Annotated in this window: 15 protein-coding genes; 4 read left to right on the top strand and 11 right to left on the bottom strand. The window is 48.2% G+C overall.

Annotated elements, in window-relative coordinates; all coding sequences use genetic code 11:
* Positions 1-3: 3 nt before the first annotated feature.
* The 4 genes from MED92_RS09475 to glyA all read right to left on the bottom strand — a co-directional run bounded on the left by MED92_RS09475 (position 4) and on the right by glyA (position 3,669).
* The gene (locus tag MED92_RS09475) at positions 4-672 is read right to left on the bottom strand and encodes a riboflavin synthase (RefSeq protein WP_007021310.1); all 669 of its coding nucleotides are present in this window, start codon (positions 670-672) and stop codon (positions 4-6) included.
* Positions 673-1,812, bottom strand: coding sequence for a bifunctional diaminohydroxyphosphoribosylaminopyrimidine deaminase/5-amino-6-(5-phosphoribosylamino)uracil reductase RibD (gene ribD, locus MED92_RS09470; protein WP_007021309.1), 1,140 nt, complete (start codon positions 1,810-1,812; stop codon positions 673-675).
* On the bottom strand, positions 1,813-2,283 hold the full coding sequence (gene nrdR, locus MED92_RS09465) for a transcriptional regulator NrdR (protein WP_007021308.1): 471 nt from the start codon (positions 2,281-2,283) through the stop codon (positions 1,813-1,815).
* A 129-nt stretch (positions 2,284-2,412) separates the two neighbouring features.
* Entirely contained in the window at positions 2,413-3,669 is a 1,257-nt protein-coding gene (gene glyA / locus MED92_RS09460; protein ID WP_007021307.1) for a serine hydroxymethyltransferase, read from the bottom strand.
* Positions 3,670-3,960: 291 nt separating this feature from the next.
* Here glyA and ettA point away from each other — a divergent pair, with 291 nt between their 5' ends.
* Positions 3,961-5,625: an energy-dependent translational throttle protein EttA gene (gene ettA, locus MED92_RS09455; RefSeq protein WP_007021306.1), complete on the top strand. Its 1,665-nt coding sequence runs from the start codon at positions 3,961-3,963 to the stop codon at positions 5,623-5,625.
* Positions 5,626-5,689: 64 nt separating this feature from the next.
* Here the strand turns inward: ettA and MED92_RS09450 are convergent, their stop codons facing one another.
* Positions 5,690-6,847, bottom strand: coding sequence for a GGDEF domain-containing protein (locus MED92_RS09450; protein WP_007021305.1), 1,158 nt, complete (start codon positions 6,845-6,847; stop codon positions 5,690-5,692).
* A 160-nt stretch (positions 6,848-7,007) separates the two neighbouring features.
* On the opposite strand from MED92_RS09450, the gene MED92_RS09445 reads away from it, so the two are divergent.
* Positions 7,008-7,391, top strand: coding sequence for a PilZ domain-containing protein (locus tag MED92_RS09445; RefSeq protein ID WP_007021304.1), 384 nt, complete (start codon positions 7,008-7,010; stop codon positions 7,389-7,391).
* On the opposite strand, the gene radA is transcribed toward MED92_RS09445, so the two are convergent.
* A complete protein-coding gene (gene radA, locus MED92_RS09440; protein WP_007021303.1) occupies positions 7,388-8,767 on the bottom strand; it encodes a DNA repair protein RadA in 1,380 nt (459 codons plus the stop codon). The genes MED92_RS09445 and radA overlap by 4 nt on opposite strands.
* 146 nt (positions 8,768-8,913) lie before the next feature.
* Here radA and MED92_RS09435 point away from each other — a divergent pair, with 146 nt between their 5' ends.
* Positions 8,914-10,191: an O-acetylhomoserine aminocarboxypropyltransferase/cysteine synthase family protein gene (locus tag MED92_RS09435; RefSeq protein ID WP_007021302.1), complete on the top strand. Its 1,278-nt coding sequence runs from the start codon at positions 8,914-8,916 to the stop codon at positions 10,189-10,191.
* Positions 10,192-10,265: 74 nt separating this feature from the next.
* On the opposite strand, the gene can is transcribed toward MED92_RS09435, so the two are convergent.
* Genes can through hemE form a run of 3 tightly spaced genes read right to left on the bottom strand, consistent with a single transcriptional unit; the run spans position 10,266 to position 12,628 of the window.
* Entirely contained in the window at positions 10,266-10,994 is a 729-nt protein-coding gene (can, locus tag MED92_RS09430) for a carbonate dehydratase (RefSeq protein WP_007021301.1), read from the bottom strand.
* 50 nt (positions 10,995-11,044) lie between these two features.
* Entirely contained in the window at positions 11,045-11,509 is a 465-nt protein-coding gene (locus tag MED92_RS09425; protein ID WP_007021300.1) for an SHOCT domain-containing protein, read from the bottom strand.
* 54 nt (positions 11,510-11,563) lie between these two features.
* Complete coding sequence (gene hemE, locus MED92_RS09420; RefSeq protein ID WP_007021299.1) at positions 11,564-12,628, bottom strand: uroporphyrinogen decarboxylase; 1,065 nt, start codon at positions 12,626-12,628, stop codon at positions 11,564-11,566.
* 91 nt (positions 12,629-12,719) lie between these two features.
* Here hemE and MED92_RS09415 point away from each other — a divergent pair, with 91 nt between their 5' ends.
* The gene (locus MED92_RS09415; protein WP_007021298.1) at positions 12,720-13,157 is read left to right on the top strand and encodes a hypothetical protein; all 438 of its coding nucleotides are present in this window, start codon (positions 12,720-12,722) and stop codon (positions 13,155-13,157) included.
* A 45-nt stretch (positions 13,158-13,202) separates the two neighbouring features.
* Here MED92_RS09415 and MED92_RS09410 read toward each other — a convergent pair whose 3' ends face one another.
* Both MED92_RS09410 and gltB read right to left on the bottom strand, forming a co-directional pair.
* Entirely contained in the window at positions 13,203-14,624 is a 1,422-nt protein-coding gene (locus MED92_RS09410; protein WP_007021297.1) for an FAD-dependent oxidoreductase, read from the bottom strand.
* A gap of 81 nt (positions 14,625-14,705) precedes the next feature.
* Positions 14,706-19,157, bottom strand: coding sequence for a glutamate synthase large subunit (gene gltB, locus MED92_RS09405; protein WP_007021296.1), 4,452 nt, complete (start codon positions 19,155-19,157; stop codon positions 14,706-14,708).
* Between the last annotated feature and the right edge of the window lie 119 nt (positions 19,158-19,276).

Below are 19,276 nucleotides of genomic sequence, written 5' to 3'. Positions count from 1 at the left end.
TCGTTAACGGTTAAAACCGTTTGCTATCAGGGTAGCCATAGACAACCCCTGAGTGTTCTCTTGATTATGTTCTTCAGCCTGACCATGGCCGATTAGTCGTTCCAGGTAACGCGCAATAATATCCACTTCTAAATGGACAAGGCGCCCAGGGACATATTCAGTCATAATCGTCTCTTGTGCTGTGTGTGGCACAATATTCAATTCAAAGCATTCCCCGTCAATGGCATTTACCGTCAGGCTAATACCATCAACCGTCACCGAGCCTTTTGCCGCCAGATAACGCTGTATATTTGCAGGCGCCTTTACACTAAAGCGGATAGAGCGAGCATCTTCTTTACGCTCAACAATCTCTCCCAGACCATCAACGTGGCCTGTAACGATATGCCCTCCCAGTCGACTGGTCGGCATTAACGCTTTTTCCAGGTTAACCCTTTCTCCCACACTCAAGGTATGGAATCGGGTATGCGCCAGCGTCTCCCTGGACACATCAGCAACAAAGCCATCACCGGGAAGCTCGACCGCCGTCAGGCAAACACCGTTAGTTGCGATACTGTCACCCAGCTTTACATCGGCCAGATCTAACTCACCGGTACGGACATACAAACGCATATCACCCGATTGTTCTTCAATACCTGCAATCGTACCTACGGCTTCAATGATTCCGGTAAACATCTAACTGTTTTCTCCATACAGGGGCTTAAGTATCAGTTTCATATCGTCCCCCAGCATGCGCATATCCATTCTTTTTAATCTAACCTGCTCTGACATTTTAGCTAAAGGTAGCTGAAATGCTGGACGCGCACTGCTACCCATTAATGTCATCGCCATATACAGATGCAATTGATCAACAAGCTTTGCGTCTATAAATGCACCGGCCAGGGTCGCCCCGGTTTCCACGAGTAGTTCGTTACACTGCTCTTCACCTGCCAGGTGCTTTAACAGCGCCACTAAATCTACGCGCCCCTGATTAGCAGGCATCTGGATAACCTCAGCGCCGGCTGCCTGTAATTTTTCAATGACAACAGCATCTTTGGATATCGTCGCAATCAACGTTCGTCCAGGCTGGCTCAGGATACTCGCATCAATCGGCGTTCTGAGATTAGAATCGAGAACCACCCTCAAAGGCTGCTGTTTGACGATCTCTTCTGCCTGCGCCAACCCAAGCTGTTCAGCCCTGACCGTCAGTGCCGAGTTATCGGTTAGAATAGACTCAACACCCGTCAAGATCGCAGAGCTCCTTGCTCGAAGCTTCTGCACATCACTTCGAGCGGCGGCGCCGGTAATCCATTTTGACTCACCAGATGCCATTGCCGTTCGGCCATCAAGACTCGTTGCAATTTTCAGGCTCACAAATGGGAGCCCTGTTTCCATGCGCTTTATAAATCCGGGATTGAGCGCCCTGGCTTCAGCTTCTAACAACCCAGATTCAGCAGAAATTCCCGCACTTTCGAGCATCTGGATACCCCGCCCTGCAACCTGCGGGTTTGGATCAACCATGGCACAGACAACACGGTTCACCCCGGCTTTAATCAAGCCTTCTGCACAAGGAGGTGTTCGTCCATAATGACTACAAGGTTCCAGCGTCACATAGGCTGTCGCACCTTTAGCCAGATCTCCAGCTTGCGCCATTGCATTCACTTCAGCATGGCCTTCACCGGCACGAAAGTGAAAACCTTCTCCGACAATTACCTCATCCTTGACCAGAACACATCCAACACGGGGATTAGGGTTTGTCGTATATAAACCCTGCTTCGCTAATACTATGGCACGTGCCATGTAGCGATGATCTGCAATTGACCAGGCGCCTGCCACTCAGGCATCCTCCTGCTGATGTTCCTCGGAGAGGCGCTCGATCTCTGCTTTAAATTCGTTGATGTCCTGAAAACTACGATAAACCGAAGCAAAACGAACATAAGCCACTTCATCAAGTTTGCTCAGCTCTGACATCACCTCTTCACCTACCTGACGAGAAGGTAATTCACGCTCCCCCGTCGCACGTAAACGGTGTTTAATACGACTGATACAAGCTTCGAATTCTTCAATAGAAACAGGACGTTTCTCAAGTGCTCTATGTATGCCTGCGCGGAGTTTGTCATCATCAAAAGGCTGACGTGAACCGTCCGCTTTAATCAAACGAGGCATCAGCAGCTCAGCTGCTTCATAGGTAGTAAAGCGCTCATTACAGTTAACACATGTCCGACGACGTCTGACCTGCTGACCTTCAGCCACCAGCCGCGAATCAACCACTTTGGTTTCATTGGCATTACAAAACGGACAATGCATCAACTATTCCTATCTAAAGAGCGTTATTGCTCTCTTAAACCAGATACCAGAGAACAAAAAGGGCGACCCTATTGGGTCGCCCGGGGATTGTACATTTTTCCGGCTATCAGGGATAGCGGAAAACCCTGATTACTTGTAAACAGGGTAACGTGCGCAGATCTCTTTTACCTGACCTTTAACACGTGCAATCACTTCATCGTTATCGATGTTATCAAGAACGTCACAGATCCAGTTAGTCAGCTCTGTCACTTCTGCTTCTTTGAAGCCACGGCGCGTTACCGCTGGTGTACCAATACGCAGGCCAGACGTCACAAACGGAGAGCGTGGATCATTTGGTACAGAGTTTTTATTCACAGTGATGTTTGCACGACCCAGCGCCGCATCCGCATCTTTACCTGTGTACTCTTTACCGATCAGATCAACCAGGAACAGGTGATCATCTGTACCATCAGAAACGATCTTAATACCACGTGATTTGAATGTTTCAGCCATTGCCTGAGCATTCTTAACAACCTGGCCTTGATACGCTTTCCACTCAGGCTCCATCGCTTCTTTAAAGCAAACCGCTTTAGCAGCGATAACGTGCATCAGTGGCCCCCCCTGAGATTCAGGGAATACTGCGAAGTTTAGCTTCTTCTGCAGATCTTCATCAGCGCGCGCAGACAGGATCAGACCACCGCGAGGACCGCCCAGTGTTTTATGTGTCGTTGTCGTTACTACGTCAGCAATCTGAATTGGTGATGGGTATTCGCCCGCCGCAACCAGACCCGCAATGTGCGCCATATCAACAAACAGGTAAGCGCCTACTTTATCTGCGATATCACGGAAACGCTGCCAATCAACAACACGTGAGTATGCAGAGAAACCGGCAACGATCATTTTTGGCTTGTGCTCTTCAGCCAGGCGCTCAACTTCTGCGTAATCGATCTCACCTGTTTCTGGGTTCAGACCGTACTGGACAGCGTTATAGATACGACCTGAGAAAGATACTGATGCACCATGAGTCAGGTGACCACCGTGTGCCAGGCTCATACCCAGAACAGTATCACCCGGCTGACAAAGCGCCATGTAAACAGCAGCGTTAGCCTGTGAACCTGAGTGAGGCTGAACGTTTGCGTATGTAGCACCAAACAACTCTTTAGCACGGTCAATCGCCAGATCTTCAACTACATCAACGTGCTCACAACCGCCGTAGTAGCGCTTGCTAGGGTAACCTTCAGCATACTTGTTAGTCAGTTCTGAACCCTGAGCTTCCATTACACGTGGGCTAGTGTAGTTTTCAGACGCGATCAGTTCGATGTGCTCTTCCTGACGTACTGCTTCAGCCTGCATAGCAGACCACAGATCAGCGTCGAAATCAGCGATAGTCATATCTTTGCTAAACATTGGATTTTCTGTCCCCTGAATACAATGTGGACCCTGTTCTGCTGCAAGGACAACGGCTAAAGCCGCCAGAACATTCCAGCGAAGAACCTTTTGGGAATTGGGAAAGCGCGTATTATAGCGAAACATTGCGCCGGATACACTTGAATCATCCGCAAAACTGCTTCAATTTCGCTCAATCAAAACAGATGAATCGGGAGCTGCGAGAATAACGTCAATCCAGATAGCCATAACAGGCTCCTTTCAGCTAAAATCAGTTCATTATTTTTTATCTATTACGAGACGGATTACTGCATGGCTCAGTACGTATATTCAATGAATCGCGTTGGCAAAATCGTGCCACCAAAACGTGAGATCCTGAAAGATATCTCCCTGTCTTTCTTTCCTGGCGCAAAAATCGGTGTACTAGGTCTAAACGGTGCAGGTAAATCCACCCTGCTGAAAATTATGGCGGGTATCGATACAGATATTATCGGTGAAGCACGCCCAATGCCTGGTATCAACGTTGGCTACCTGCCACAGGAACCAGAACTTGATGAAACCAAAACCGTCCGCGAGATTGTTGAAGAAGCAGTTTCCGATGTGAAAGAAGCACTGGATGGACTGGAAGCCGTTTACGCAGCCTACGCTGAACCCGATGCAGACTTCGATGAGCTAGCGAAGAAACAGGCGGAATACGAAAATCTTATTCAGGCTAAAGATGGCCATAATCTGGATACTGCCCTGGAACGTGCGGCCGATGCAATGCGTTTGCCTGCCTGGGATGCAGAAGTGAAGCACCTTTCCGGTGGTGAGCGCCGTCGTGTGGCTCTGTGCCGACTACTGCTGGACAAGCCGGACATGCTATTGCTTGATGAGCCTACCAACCACCTGGATGCAGAATCCGTTGCCTGGATCGAGCGTTTCCTTCAAGAATACCCAGGCACCGTTGTGGCTATTACCCATGACCGTTACTTCCTGGATAATGCAGCGGGTTGGATTCTTGAACTGGACCGCGGTCGCGGTATTCCTTACGAGGGCAACTACTCTTCCTGGCTGGAACAGAAAGAAGCACGCCTGGAACAGGAAGCAAAACAAGAAGCAGCTCACCGCAAATCTGTTTCTGCGGAACTTGAGTGGGTACGCCAGGGCTCTAAAGGCCGTCAGTCTAAGTCAAAAGCACGCTTGAAACAGTTTGAAGAGATGAACTCCAAAGAGTTCCAGTCTCGTAACGAAACTCAGGAAATCTATATCCCACCAGGACCTCGCCTGGGTGACAAAGTTATTGATGCTAACAGCATCTCTAAAGCTTACGGCGAAAAAGTTCTGTTTGAAAACCTTAGCTTTTCTATCCCTCAAGGCGCTATTGTCGGCATTATCGGTGGTAACGGTGCGGGTAAATCCACACTGTTCCGCATGATCGCAGGCGAAGAGCAGCCAGATACCGGTGAGATCGAAATCGGCTCTACTGTACAGCTGGCTTATGTGAACCAGTCGCGCGACCTAAACGGCGACAAAACAGTCTTCGAAGAACTGTCTGATGGTCAGGACATGATCACTGTCGGTAACTACACAACACCATCACGCTCATACTGTGGCCGTTTTAACTTCAAAGGCGGCGATCAGCAGAAGTTTGTTAAGGACCTGTCTGGTGGTGAGCGAAACCGTCTACATATGGCCAAGTTGTTGAAAGAAGGCGGCAACGTCCTACTTCTTGACGAACCAACCAACGATCTGGATATCGAAACTCTACGAGCACTGGAAGAAGCCCTACTGGCATTCCCAGGCTGCGCGGTAGTCATCTCCCATGACCGTTGGTTCCTTGACCGTATCTGTACGCACATGCTGGCCTACGAAGGTGATTCACACGTTGAGTTCTTCGAAGGTAACTACACGGAGTACCAGGCAGACTACAAACGTCGCTACGGCAAAGAGCACCAGCCTGAGCGTATTAAGTACAAGCGTATCGCGGATCTGTAATCTAAGAAACGTACATAAAAAAGCCGGGCAATGCCCGGCTTTTTTATGTCTGAAATATACCGATTTAATCCGCTATCTTAACCTTATCGCGACCTGTGCCTTTCGCCTCATAAAGCGCATCGTCCGAATGCTGCAGCAAGCTATCAATAGTGTCTTCCGCTTTTAGCTCCGCCACGCCAATACTGGTGGTAAAACCAATACGCTCACCTGTTGGGGTTTTAACCTGCTCGTCATAACAGGCCAAGCGAATCTTCTCAGCTACTTCCCCCGCTTGTTCAGCATCAAGTCCTGGAAGCACCATTAAGAACTCCTCACCCCCATACCTGCAGACAAGATCCAAGCGCTTACGGGCAAACTTGCGCATCACTTTAGCGAAGCGTTGCAGAACAATATCACCCGCTGCATGCCCATAGGTATCGTTAAAGCTTTTGAACTTATCCAAGTCAAAGAGCAGCACACTGAGTGGCTTCGATTTCTCCCGCATAAGTTTCATATCGCCACTCAGCTGTTCCATCGCCTGGCGTCGGTTAGCCAACCCTGTTAACGGATCTCGGGTTGCCTGACGATATAGCCCAAGTAGCATATTTAATTGATTTACCGCAGCCCAACCCGCAATAAGACCTAGTACACCTAACAACCACAGACTGTTTATTCCTTCAACACTTCCCGCCGTCCCCCTAACCAACTGAGTGGCATATTCAATAACCAGAATAAATGCGGTATAGCCCACAGCTTCCAGTATCGATAATGGAAAGACCGCCATCATGGTCATAATCATAAAGGGAAAGAAATGGTAGCCCGCTACATTTGACTCATAGCCATGACCGATCAGCATCGAACTTGAAACCGTTTGAAACGCAGAAAGAATCACAACCAACAGGATCAATCTCAGCTGGGCCAATTTCATGTTGTAACGTTTAAAACCCCATAATGCGAGCGCAATACAGCCAAGCGCGGCTCCTGCTCGGGCAATCGCTATAGATTGCAGCATATCCTGAGGCAACAGCAGATAATCAACTAACACCCACGCAGGCTGCACCAACGCCAGAAGCAGAGCAATGATCCGAATTCGTCGAAACAAGAAATGGCTGCGGGTTTGATTAAAATATCTGGAATGCCTTTTACCGCGGGAGACATCCAACAACGTTTCTATCAACATAACTTCCAAACTACTTGTGATGTTCTTCTTTTTATTTTTTACCAAAGCGGAGCTTACGCTCATTGTAGATGAAGCGCGTTGATTCAGCTCAGTCCTTGAAGCTATGCTAAAGCCCTTGTTTTTTCAAGGGATAATAATAATGATTAAACCTTGACCACAATTTTATTTGCAGTACTGTCTATAATAATGTGAGTAAGAAGCTCTGTCTTATAGGAGTCAGACCGTGACAACACCAGATATTGAACGCCGTCGCTTTACCCGTATCAGCTTTGATGCTGATACTGAATTGAAATACCAGGATCAAAGCTGGAATGTCTCGCTGATAGATATTTCATTCAACGGCATTTTGATTAAATCAGAGCAGCCATTGGCCCTGAATATTGGTGATGAGGTTGAAGCAGTCATTCATCTTTTAGGAGACGATATCGCCATTCGTACTCCTGCAACGCTGGCACATAACCGCGACCAGGAATACGGGTTCCTGATTGAGAACCTGGATCTGGATTCGCTGACTCTCCTGCGCAGATTGGTAGAATTAAACTTAGGGGATGAAGGCCTGCTTGAACGAGAACTAGACCACTTCTTTGATGATGGAAGCGCTTCTTAAAGCGCTTCCAGTGCCTCAGTCAATTTTGTTACAGGGACAATTTGCATCCCCGGAATTTTCTCTTTAGGAACATTACTCTTTGGAACGATCGCTCGCTTAAATCCGTGTTTTGCTGCTTCCCTAATACGCTCCTGACCATTAGGAACTGGCCTGATCTCACCCGATAAACCTACCTCACCAAAAACCATCAGTTCATGCGGTAGCGATTGATCACGAAAACTTGATACCACCGCCATAAGCAGAGCCAGGTCGGCACTGGTCTCAAGCACCTTGACACCACCCACCACGTTAACAAAAACATCCTGATCGCCAGTCATCAGGCCACCATGCCGATGCAAGACCGCTAACAACATGGCCATACGGTTTTGCTCTAATCCGACAGCCACACGACGCGGGTTGTTCATATGCGACTGATCGACCAGGGCCTGAATCTCAACCAGAAGCGGACGGGTACCTTCCCAGACAACCATTACAACACTTCCCGGGCTTGGCCCTTCCTCACGACTGAGAAAGATAGAACTTGGGTTCTTAACCTCTTTCAGCCCATTTTCCAGCATGGCAAATACACCCAGTTCATTCACTGCACCAAAACGGTTTTTGTGGGAGCGAAGCGTACGAAATCTGGAGTCTGACGAACCTTCTAACTGCAAGGAGCAATCAATCATATGTTCAAGCACTTTAGGGCCCGCCAGCGAACCATCTTTTGTTACATGCCCAACAAGAAACAGGACAGTACCCGTCTGCTTGGCATATCGGGTTAGATAAGCTGCTGACTCCCGCACCTGTGATACGGAACCAGGTGCAGACTGTACATCAGCCATGTGCATCACCTGTATTGAGTCGATAACCATGACTTTTGGCTGAATTTGCTGAGCCGTATCACAGATCTTCTCAACACTGGTTTCTGATAACATCTTTAGCTGGCCTGTTGGTAAACCCAGGCGATTAGCACGCATTGCCACCTGCTGAAGCGATTCCTCGCCAGTCACATAAAGGGCAGGCATCTGCTCTGCAAGATAACACATGGTTTGCAGTAGTAATGTACTTTTACCCGCACCAGGGTGACCGCCCATTAGCACCGCTGAACCCGGCACCAAACCACCACCTAAAACACGATCGAGCTCACCCGCTCCCGATGAGAAACGCGGCATCTCTTCCAGAGCAACCTCTGAAAGATTAACGATATTTTGCTTTCCTGCTCCGCCAGCATAGCCATCAAAACGAACATTTCTGGCTTCTGCAGCCGCTGTTTTTGCCGTAGTCAGGCGAACTTCTGTCAGCGTATTCCATGCATTACAAGAGGTACACTGGCCCTGCCATTTTGTGTAATCGGCACCACAATCGTTGCAGACATAAGCAGTTTTCTGACGCGCCATTTCGTACCCCATCGGTGTGCTAAAGCAATGAATTCTACCTAACCCAATCCAGATAGCCTATAGGCCTTTCTTTATTTTAAGATTGCACTACAATCGACTGTCTAACTATGAATTCAGGGTAAACCCCAACATCCAAGGAGATGCATATGAAACTGGAAACCGTTGCAGTCCACGGCGGATACGAGCCAGATCCAACTACAAAATCGGTGGCGGTACCGGTTTATCAGACAACGTCATATGCCTTTGATGACGCGCAACACGGTGCAGACCTCTTTGACCTTAAGGTCCAGGGTAATATCTACACACGCATCATGAACCCAACGCAGGATGTTCTTGAAAAACGCGTTGCCGAGATGGAAGGCGGTATCGCCGCTCTAGCCGTTGCATCTGGCATGGCGGCAATTACTTACACTCTGCAAACCCTGGCTGAAACAGGCGACAACTTTATTTCGACCAGCGAGCTATACGGCGGAACGTACAATCTATTCGCTCACACACTGCCGCGCCAGGGCATCGAATGCCGTTTTGTAAATAAAGATGATTTTGCAGCCATTGAAGCGCAGATCGATGATCGTACTAAGGCGATCTACTGTGAATCTGTTGGTAACCCTTCTGGTGGCATTGCCGATATTGAAAAACTGGCAGAGATCGCCCACCGCAATGGCGTGCCTCTGGTAGTAGATAACACGGTACCAAGCCCAGCCCTATGGCGCCCAATCGAACACGGCGCAGATATCGTTGTCACCGCCGCAACCAAGTACATTGGCGGACACGGCAACTCCCTGGGCGGCGTTATCATCGATTCTGGTAATTTCCCTTGGGCGGACAATGCCGAACGCTTCCCTCTTCTAAATACGCCTGACGTTTCATACCACGGCGTTGTTTACACAGATGCTTTCGGACCCGCTGCATTTATTGGCCGCTGCCGCGTAGTTCCTCTGCGTAATATGGGTGCGGCACTGAGCCCAATGAACGCCTTCTTGCTACTTCAGGGGCTGGAGACACTCGCTTTGCGTATGGAACGCATCAACGAGAACACTAAGAAAGTTGCGCAGTTCCTGGAAAGCCATGATGAAGTTAGCTGGGTAAAATATGCTGGCCTGGAAAGCCACAAAGACTTTGCTCTTGCGCAGAAATATATGGATGGTCAGGCATCCGGTATTCTTAGCTTCGGGGTGAAATCTGGCCGTGAAGGTACCCGTAAGTTTTATGATGCCCTGCAGATTTTCCTGCGCTTGGTTAACATTGGTGACTGCAAGTCTCTGGCATCCATTCCTGCTGAAACAACCCACCGTCAATTGAATGATGAAGAATTGGCCTCTGCTGGTGTTTCTCCGGAAATGGTTCGACTATCTGTAGGTATCGAGCATATCGACGACCTTCTTGCGGACCTGGATCAGGCCCTGGCTGCCGTTTCTCAATAGGCCAAGTCAAAGACGAAAAAGCCGCGATGAACGCGGCTTTTTTATGCAACTAAATATCACAGCATAGCTAAAGATCAATTAAAGATTGAACGCACCTTATCCCATAAAGTACGCGCACTTTCCTGACTCTTATCTGACACCTGGGCAAGTTCTCGAAGTTTACCCATTTTATTCATCGCCAGTTGATACTGCTCTTCAACCGCTTCTGCACTGGAAGCATTAAACTCCAGATCATTTACCAGCCCATCACCCAGACCATAAATCCAACCATGCACGGTCAGATCCTGTCCATTAGCCCATGCTTGTTGGACAATCGTCGTTTCACAAAGGTTTACCGACTGCTCAATTACATTGAGTTCACATAGACGATCAAGCTTCTGCTGAGATTCATCCCAGGTGGACAGGAAGTCCATATGCTTCTGGTAGACCCTACGAATGTTACGCAGCCAATTATCGATTAAGCCATGCGGTTCGCTTTCGATGGAAGCAGCAACACCACCACACCCATAGTGGCCAACCACCAGAATATGCTTAACCTTAAGTACTTCAACCGCATACTGAACCACCGAAAGGCAGTTCATATCGGTATGCACAACTACATTCGCCACATTACGGTGTACGAAGAGCTCACCGGGCAACATGCCAACGATTTCATTGGCCGGAACACGGCTGTCGGAGCAACCGATCCACAAATATTCGGGCGCTTGTTGTTGCGCTAATGTTTCAAAAAACTGCGGATCTTCCTTGTTGATTTTATCCGCCCAATCGCGGTTTTTTTCTAATAGTTCGGTTAGCCTATGCATAGCGATTTCTTATAGCAAAAGCGGGCCATAAGCCCGCTTAAAAAGTATGATTAACCTTTGGTTAAAATAGCTTTACGAGAAGAGTTGTACTCGTCTTCAGTAATCAGCTCTTTGTCACGAAGATCTTTTAGCTCCTGCAGTCTCTTTTCAAGATCCTTCTCTGCTACAGCTAACTGCTCAGAACTACACTCTTTATCATTTCGCAATGAATCAATACGCGCCAATCTTGCACTGGCAGCATTTAGCGCACTGTTGTAGTTACTGTTTTTCGCAATTAGATTGAACGGAAACCACAACACCCCATCCAAAACATCCTTGCCAGTCACATCATCTTTATCCTGATTGACGGCATTTACAATCGCTTGTACACGAACCTGTTCAGCGGTTAGCTGATCACAAGACATCAAATCATCTGATGCATTGTAAGCAGTCACAACTTCATGATTCGCACTTCCCGCACAGCCCGCAAGGACCACAGCTGAAACGATAATGGATAGAGTAGTTTTATTCTTCATGAATACATCCTTGAATAAGTTGATTACTTCACAGAAGCTCCAGCTTCTGAATAACTATTTGTGGTATTTAGCACTCAGTTCATGAACCGCATCAACGAATGCTTTTGGTGCTGCCGGATCAACAAACTGATGGATGCCATGGCCTAGGTTAAAGACATGGCCAGGCCCCTGACCGAACTGACCAAGAATGAACTCAACTTCCTGTTCAATACGGCTAGCAGGCGCATACAACACGCTTGGGTCCATATTGCCCTGAAGAGCAACCTTATCCCCAACGCGCGCGCGAGCATTGCCAATATCCGTTGTCCAGTCCAGACCCAATGCATCTGATCCAGCTTCAGCCATTGACTCAAGCCACTGCCCGCCATTTTTAGTGAACAGAATCACAGGCACTTTACGACCGTCGTACTCACGGATAAGACCATCAACAATTTGCTTCATGTACTTAAGAGAGAACTCCTGATAACAAGGGCCACTCAACGCCCCACCCCAGGTATCAAAGATCTGTACCGCCTGAGCGCCCGAACGAATCTGTTCGTTCAGATAAGTCGTAACCGACTGAGCCAGCTTATCCAACAGTGCATGCATAATCTCTGGAGTCGCATACATCATCTGCTTGATATGACGGAAGTCCTTACTGGAACCACCTTCTACCATGTAGGTAGCGAGAGTCCACGGACTACCAGAGAAACCGATTAGTGGTACGCGGCCATTCAGTTCACGGCGGATCTCTTTAACCGCATTCATCACGTAATCAAGATCGGCTGCTGCATCAGGTACAGGCAACTCGGCTACATCCCGCTCAGTACGAATAACTTTTTTGAACTTCGGGCCTTCTCCTGTTTCAAAATAAAGTCCCAGACCCATAGCATCAGGAATTGTCAGAATATCTGAGAAGAGAATAGCCGCATCAAGATCATAACGTTCTAATGGCTGAATCGTTACTTCACAAGCCAATTCTTTGTTTTTGCAAAGGCTCAGGAAATCACCTGCTTGAGCACGCGTCTCACGATATTCAGGAAGGTAACGCCCTGCCTGACGCATCATCCAAACAGGTGTTGCATCTACGGGTTCGCGCAGCAAAGCACGTAAAAAACGATCATTCTTTAATTCAGCCATTTGTATCAGCCACTTATATTCTGTAAATTCAAATTTGCGTTATTCTAACGATTTCTGAGATGAATTACCTGCCCAAATTAACTGGTGTTTAATGCGGTTATTGAAAAACACACTACTTGCTCTTGGCATCATTTCTCTTGCAGGGTGCAATTCCCAACCAATCCAGCCGATTGAAAGAGCCCCGAGACCACTCTCCGTTTTTCAGAAAGAGGTCATCAACCTTTCCGTCACTAGCAGCCCCGCAATTTCAGCAGAGGAGCAACAGAGGTTTAAGCGCCATTTATCTTCACGCTTGAAGCTGTATGGAGCTCATAAGGTTTTGTTTACTTCTGCCCAAACCTCAGGCCTGAAAATTCTCGTCCAGATTAAAGACTCAGATGATGGTAGCAGCCACGCCATCGCCATATCCCGAGGCGAACGATCCCTGATCTCGGAGGCCTACTCAAGTGACATAACCGCAGAACAGGCGATTAATACGTTTTTACATAAAGTTCATCACCAGATAGCTTCCGCCAGCAGCTTCTTCTAGGCGAAAAAAAAGCCGCATTAAGCGGCCTTTTTTTGTTGGCAAGCATTAAACCTCAAGGTAATCCAGGATACCTTCAGCAGCCTTGCGGCCCTCAGCAATTGCCGTAACAACCAGATCAGAACCGCGAACCATATCACCACCGGCAAACACTTTCTCGTTTGTCGTCTGGAATGGGAATGCATTCTGTTCTGGCGCTTTAACACGTCCATCTTCATGCAGATCGATACCAAAGTCGGCAAACCAGGGCGCTGGGCTTGGTCTGAAACCGAACGCTACAAGAATTGCATCCGCAGGCAGAACTTCTTCTGAACCCGGTACTACCTCAGCACGGCGACGACCATTTTCATCTGGCTCGCCCATCTGCGTACTAATAACTTTCAGACCTGTGACCTTGCCGTTCTCACCAACCACTTCAACTGGCTGACGGTTGAACTGGAATTCCACGCCTTCTTCACGTGCATTTTCCACTTCTTTCTTAGAACCCGGCATATTGGCTTCATCTCGACGGTAGGCACATACCACGGACTCTGCACCCTGACGGATCGAAGTACGGTTACAGTCCATCGCCGTATCACCACCACCCAGGACAACAACTTTTTTGCCCTTCATGTCGATGAAACCGTTTTCGTCCTGCTCGAAGTCCAGGCAGTTATTCACGTTGGAGATCAGGAATGGCAACGCATCGTATACACCATCCAGTTCTTCACCCGGGAATCCGCCCTTCATGTAGGTATAAGTACCCATGCCCAGGAATACTGCATCGTATTGATCGATCAGCTCCTGCATTTGAATATCTTTACCCACTTCAGTATTCAGCTGGAACTCTACGCCCATCTCAGTGAAAACTTCACGGCGACGAGACATTACATCTTTTTCCAGCTTGAATTCCGGAATACCAAAAGTCAGCAATCCACCGATTTCCGGGTTACGATCAAATACAACAGGTTTAACCCCATTACGTACCAGAATATCCGCAGCAGCCAAGCCTGCAGGGCCTGCGCCAATCACTGCAACTTTTTTATCAGTCTTTGGCACTTCTGACAGATCAGGTTTCCAACCCATCGCAAACGCCGTATCGGTAATATACTTTTCAACAGAACCGATTGTTACTGCACCAAAACCATCGTTAAGGGTACATGCACCTTCACAAAGACGGTCTTGTGGGCATACCCGACCACACACCTCAGGCAGGGAGTTTGTCTGATGACTTAGCTCAACTGCTTCCAGAATGTTGCCTTCCGAAACCAGCTTAAGCCAGTTAGGGATGTGGTTGTGCACTGGGCATTTCCACGAACAATAAGGGTTACCGCACTCCAGGCAACGATGAGATTGCTCAGAAGCAGATTCTTTGGCAAATGGCTCGTAGATTTCACCAAAATCTTGTTTACGAACCTTTGCATCAATTTTCTTCGGTCCATCGCGACCTACGTCGAGGAACTGAAAATCGTTGTTTAGACGGTCAGCCATAATCCTCACCTCTTCATTGCAACCCCCTGGCGTTGCCAGGGGCTTGCTGATTACTCTTCATCTATCTAGGTAGCTTGCAACTTATTCTGGACGAGTACGGATACTCGTCAGCAAATCATTCAAGCTTGCAGCTTTTGGCTTAACCAGCCAGAAGCGACCAATATAATCGTCAAGGTTATCAACGATCTCCTGGCCCCAAGCGCTACCAGTCTCTTTAGTGAATTCAATAATCACTGAGCGTAGATGATTCTTGTAAGCTTCCATATTTTCGGTATGAACACGCTGGATCTCTACCAGTTCGTGGTTGTACTTATCCACAAAGCTGTTATCCATATCCAGTACGTAAGCAAAACCACCGGTCATACCGGCACCGAAGTTATACCCTGTCGGACCCAGTACAGTTACCAAACCACCTGTCATATATTCACAACAGTGATCGCCGGCACCTTCAACTACGGCGTGAACGCCGGAGTTACGTACAGCAAAACGCTCACCCGCCTGACCCGCAGCAAACAGCTTACCGCCTGTTGCTCCGTACAAGCATGTATTACCCATAATTGAGGTTTCGTTAGACTTAAAAGTCACCTCATCAAATGGACGGATAACGATCTTACCGCCAGCCATGCCTTTACCAACATAGTCATTGGCATCACCTTCCAGGTACAGATTCTGTCCACCGGCGTTCCAAACACCGAAAGACTGACCTGCATGTCCCTTAAAGTTGAAGGTAATTGGCTGATCAGCCATACCCAGGTTGCCATGCTTCTTCGCAATAGCGCCTGAGGTACGAGCACCTACGGAACGGTCACAGTTAGTAATAACCAGTTCGTATTCACCACCGGTCTTATCGGCAATCGCCTGCTCAGCCAGAGCCAACATTTTGCTGTTAAGCTCAGCCAGATCGTAAGGCTCATTACGCTCAACCTGACAAGTATTCGGGAACTCATCGCCAGCTGATGTCAGGATCGGAGTCAGATCCAGGTTCTTCTGGCGCGGTGTTTCACCATCCAGGATTTCCAGCAGATCTACACGACCTACCAGCTCTTCCATAGAACGAACACCCAGTTGAGCCATGATCTGACGAGTTTCTTCTGCAACAAAGCGGAAGAAGTTCTTAACCATCTCAACAGTACCGCGGAAGTGATCTTCACGCAGTTTATCGTTCTGAGTTGCCACACCGGTCGCACAGTTATTCAGATGGCAGATACGCAGGTATTTACAACCTAATGCAACCATCGGCATAGTACCGAAACCGAAGCTCTCAGCCCCCAGAATCGCGCCTTTGACTACGTCCAGGCCGGTTTTTAGTCCTCCGTCTGTCTGAAGACGAACCGATCCACGTAGATGGTTACCACGCAGCGACTGATGGGCATCCGCCAGACCCAGCTCCCAAGGAGAACCGGCATAGTGGATAGAAGTCATCGGCGAAGCGGCTGTACCACCGTCATAACCCGAGATAGTAATCAGGTCAGCATAAGCTTTGGCTACACCACAAGCGATCGTACCAACACCTGGACGAGATACCAGCTTAACGGATACCAGTGCTTCTGGATTTACCTGTTTCAAATCAAAGATCAGCTGCGCCAAATCTTCGATAGAGTAGATATCATGATGTGGCGGAGGCGAGATCAATGTCACACCCGGCACAGAATAACGTAAACGCGCAATCAGGCTGTTTACCTTACCACCAGGAAGCTGACCACCTTCACCAGGCTTCGCACCCTGAGCCACTTTGATCTGCATAACTTCTGCATTTGACAGATACTCTGGCGTTACACCGAAGCGCCCAGATGCCACCTGTTTGATCTTAGAGCGCTTGATAGTGCCATGACGAGCTTCGTCTTCACCGCCTTCACCGGAGTTAGAACGGCCACCTAGCTCATTCATTGCAACCGCCAGGGCTTCATGCGCTTCTGGAGAAAGCGCCCCCAGAGACATCGCAGCAGAGTCGAAACGCGGGAAGATGTTCTCTACTGGTTCAACCTCATCAATCGAGATTGACTGAACATCTTTACGTAGCCCCATCATATCACGCAGGGTCGCATAACCACGGTTATTTACCAGCTCGGCATAACGGCTGTAAGCTTCCTGGCTACCGGTTTCTACCGCTTCATGAATAGTGCGAACAACATCAGGGTTATAAGCGTGGTATTCACCATCATGCTTATACTTCAGCAAACCACCCGCCTGAATTGGCTTACGCGCAATCCATGCTTCTTTAGCTAACAGACCTTGTTCGAACTGGAAGTCTTCAAAGCGAGCACCTTCAATACGGCTGGTTACACCTTTGAAGCACAAGTCTACGATCTCAGAACTCAGACCGATCGCCTCAAAGAGCTGTGCACCACGATAAGATGCAACAGTAGAAATACCCATCTTAGACAGGATCTTCATCAAGCCTTTGTTAATACCTTTACGGTAATTCTCGTGAGAATCCAAAGGCTGTAACTGAAGTTCGCCAGACGCACACAGGTCGTTTAGTACTCGATATGCGAGATATGGGTAAACCGCAGTTGCACCGAAGCCAAATAGCACTGCAAAGTGATGAGGGTCACGAACCGTGCCACTTTCAACAACGATATTAGCATCACAGCGCAGACCTTTATCAACCAGACGGTGATGAACGGCACCTGTTGCTAGTGCAGCATGCACTGGCAGATGGCCACGCGCAATATTCGCATCGCTAAGTACCAGGATGACTTTACCATCACGCACACACTTTTCAGCCTGATCTGCAATCGACTCAATCGCTGCCTTCAGGTCAGTCTGATCTGGATTGTAGTTCAGATCAATCTGAGCTACTTCAAAACCAGGCTCATCATTATCACGTAAACGATTGAACTTACTCGCTGACAAAACCGGAGTCGTCAGAATAACTCGACGCGCATGTTCAGGCGTCTCTTCAAACACATTACGCTCTGCACCAATACATGTCTCCAGAGACATAACGATCGCTTCACGCAGAGGATCGATTGGTGGGTTAGTCACCTGTGCGAACTGTTGGCGGAAGTAGTCATACAGAGAACGAACACGGTGTGAAAGAACCGCCATCGGCTTATCATCACCCATGGAGCCGATCGCTTCCATACCGCTCTCACCAAGAGGACGAAGAATCTGATCGCGCTCTTCAAATGTAACCTGGAACATCTTCATGTGAGTTTTAATCTCATCAGCCGACATTTCAGGGAAAGAGCGAGATTCTTCTTCAAGGTTCATCGTCTGTTCCAGACGAAGCGCATTCTCTCTAAGCCATTTTTTGTATGGCTTAGCTGACTTAAGGTGGTTATCTACATCTTGCGTATGCAGAACATCACCTGTCTGAGTATCAATGGCAAGAATCTGACCCGGACCTACGCGGCCCTGAGCAACAATATCTTTAGGCTCGTATGTAAATACGCCAATCTCAGAGGCTGTACAGATATAACCATCTTTGGTCATCACCCAACGAGATGGGCGAAGACCATTACGGTCCAGCATACATACAGCAAAACGACCATCAGTCATTACCATACCGGCAGGACCGTCCCACGGCTCCATATGCATGGAGTTATAGTCGTAGAAAGCTCGCAGATCTGCATCCATCGTATCAACATTCTGCCATGCAGGAGGAACGATCATACGTACAGCACGATAGATATCCATACCACCGACCAACAAGAATTCCAGCATGTTATCCATACTAGAAGAATCGGAACCTGTGGTATTTACAATCGGCTGAAGTGCATCAAGATCTGGAAGCAGTTCTGTAGAGAATTTGCTCGCACGCGCCTTGGCCCAGTTTCGGTTACCTTCAACAGTATTGATCTCGCCATTATGCGCCAAAAAGCGGAATGGCTGAGCCAACGGCCAGCGTGGTGCTGTGTTAGTAGAGAAACGCTGGTGATAGGTACATACCGCAGTCTCCAGACGCTTATCCGCCAGATCCTGATAAAAAACTGGCAGATCAACAGGCATTGTTAGTCCCTTATAGGAAATAACTTTGTCTGAGAAACTACAAATATAGAAATCTTCATCGGCTGCCATAGCAATTTCTGCGTTGCGTCTAGCAACAAACAGACTAATTGCTAATTCACGCTCAGATTGGCCTTTCGCTTGAATAAAGACCTGCTCAATGAGCGGCAAAGTATCCTTTGCAATAGGGCCAAGACATGACTCGTCTGTTGGTACAACACGCCAGCCGGCAACCTCTAGACCTTGCGCTTCAGCAGCTTTATTCACAGCTGCACGCGCCGCTTCAGCTTTATCCGCATCACGAGGCAAGAAGATCATACCCACTGCATAGTGTTCACCCAGCTCAACGCCAAGTTCGTCTTTTGCAACAGTTCTCAGGAAGCTATCTGGCTTCTGCATCAACAGGCCACAACCGTCACCTGTTTTGCCATCGGCAGCAATACCACCACGGTGTGTCATACACGCCAGCGCTTCGATTGCTTTATCCAGCAAATCATGGCTAGCCTGGCCCTGCATATGCGCCATCAGGCCAAAACCGCAGTTATCTTTAAACTCACCTGGGCGAAAAAGACCTTTGCTCATAAGTCATTCCCCACTTAAAAGTACTTATATATCAATATCTTAATATTTCTTTTTGCTGCAAAATATGCGCCACTCAGCAAAAAGGGACAGCCATTCTACACGTGAAGTGGGTTTGGGAC

The organism is Neptuniibacter caesariensis, from assembly GCF_000153345.1.
GTDB lineage: Bacteria > Pseudomonadota > Gammaproteobacteria > Pseudomonadales > Balneatricaceae > Neptuniibacter > Neptuniibacter caesariensis.
The sequence above is the reverse complement of the archived record's forward strand: the minus strand, read 5'-3'. Positions and strand labels throughout refer to the sequence as shown.

Bases quoted from the DNA above. Each gene is read 5' to 3' on its own strand.
- radA (WP_007021303.1), bottom strand. From the start codon at position 8,767: ATGGCGCGTCAGAAAACTGCTTATGTCTGCAACGATTGTGGTGCCGAT.
- ettA (WP_007021306.1), top strand. From the start codon at position 3,961: ATGGCTCAGTACGTATATTCAATGAATCGCGTTGGCAAAATCGTGCCA.
- can (WP_007021301.1), bottom strand. From the start codon at position 10,994: ATGCATAGGCTAACCGAACTATTAGAAAAAAACCGCGATTGGGCGGAT.
- MED92_RS09435 (WP_007021302.1), top strand. From the start codon at position 8,914: ATGAAACTGGAAACCGTTGCAGTCCACGGCGGATACGAGCCAGATCCA.
- MED92_RS09415 (WP_007021298.1), top strand. From the start codon at position 12,720: ATGCGGTTATTGAAAAACACACTACTTGCTCTTGGCATCATTTCTCTT.
- MED92_RS09450 (WP_007021305.1), bottom strand. From the start codon at position 6,847: ATGAGCGTAAGCTCCGCTTTGGTAAAAAATAAAAAGAAGAACATCACA.
- MED92_RS09425 (WP_007021300.1), bottom strand. From the start codon at position 11,509: ATGAAGAATAAAACTACTCTATCCATTATCGTTTCAGCTGTGGTCCTT.
- hemE (WP_007021299.1), bottom strand. From the start codon at position 12,628: ATGGCTGAATTAAAGAATGATCGTTTTTTACGTGCTTTGCTGCGCGAA.
- gltB (WP_007021296.1), bottom strand. From the start codon at position 19,157: ATGAGCAAAGGTCTTTTTCGCCCAGGTGAGTTTAAAGATAACTGCGGT.
- MED92_RS09410 (WP_007021297.1), bottom strand. From the start codon at position 14,624: ATGGCTGACCGTCTAAACAACGATTTTCAGTTCCTCGACGTAGGTCGC.
- MED92_RS09475 (WP_007021310.1), bottom strand. From the start codon at position 672: ATGTTTACCGGAATCATTGAAGCCGTAGGTACGATTGCAGGTATTGAA.
- nrdR (WP_007021308.1), bottom strand. From the start codon at position 2,283: ATGCATTGTCCGTTTTGTAATGCCAATGAAACCAAAGTGGTTGATTCG.
- glyA (WP_007021307.1), bottom strand. From the start codon at position 3,669: ATGTTTAGCAAAGATATGACTATCGCTGATTTCGACGCTGATCTGTGG.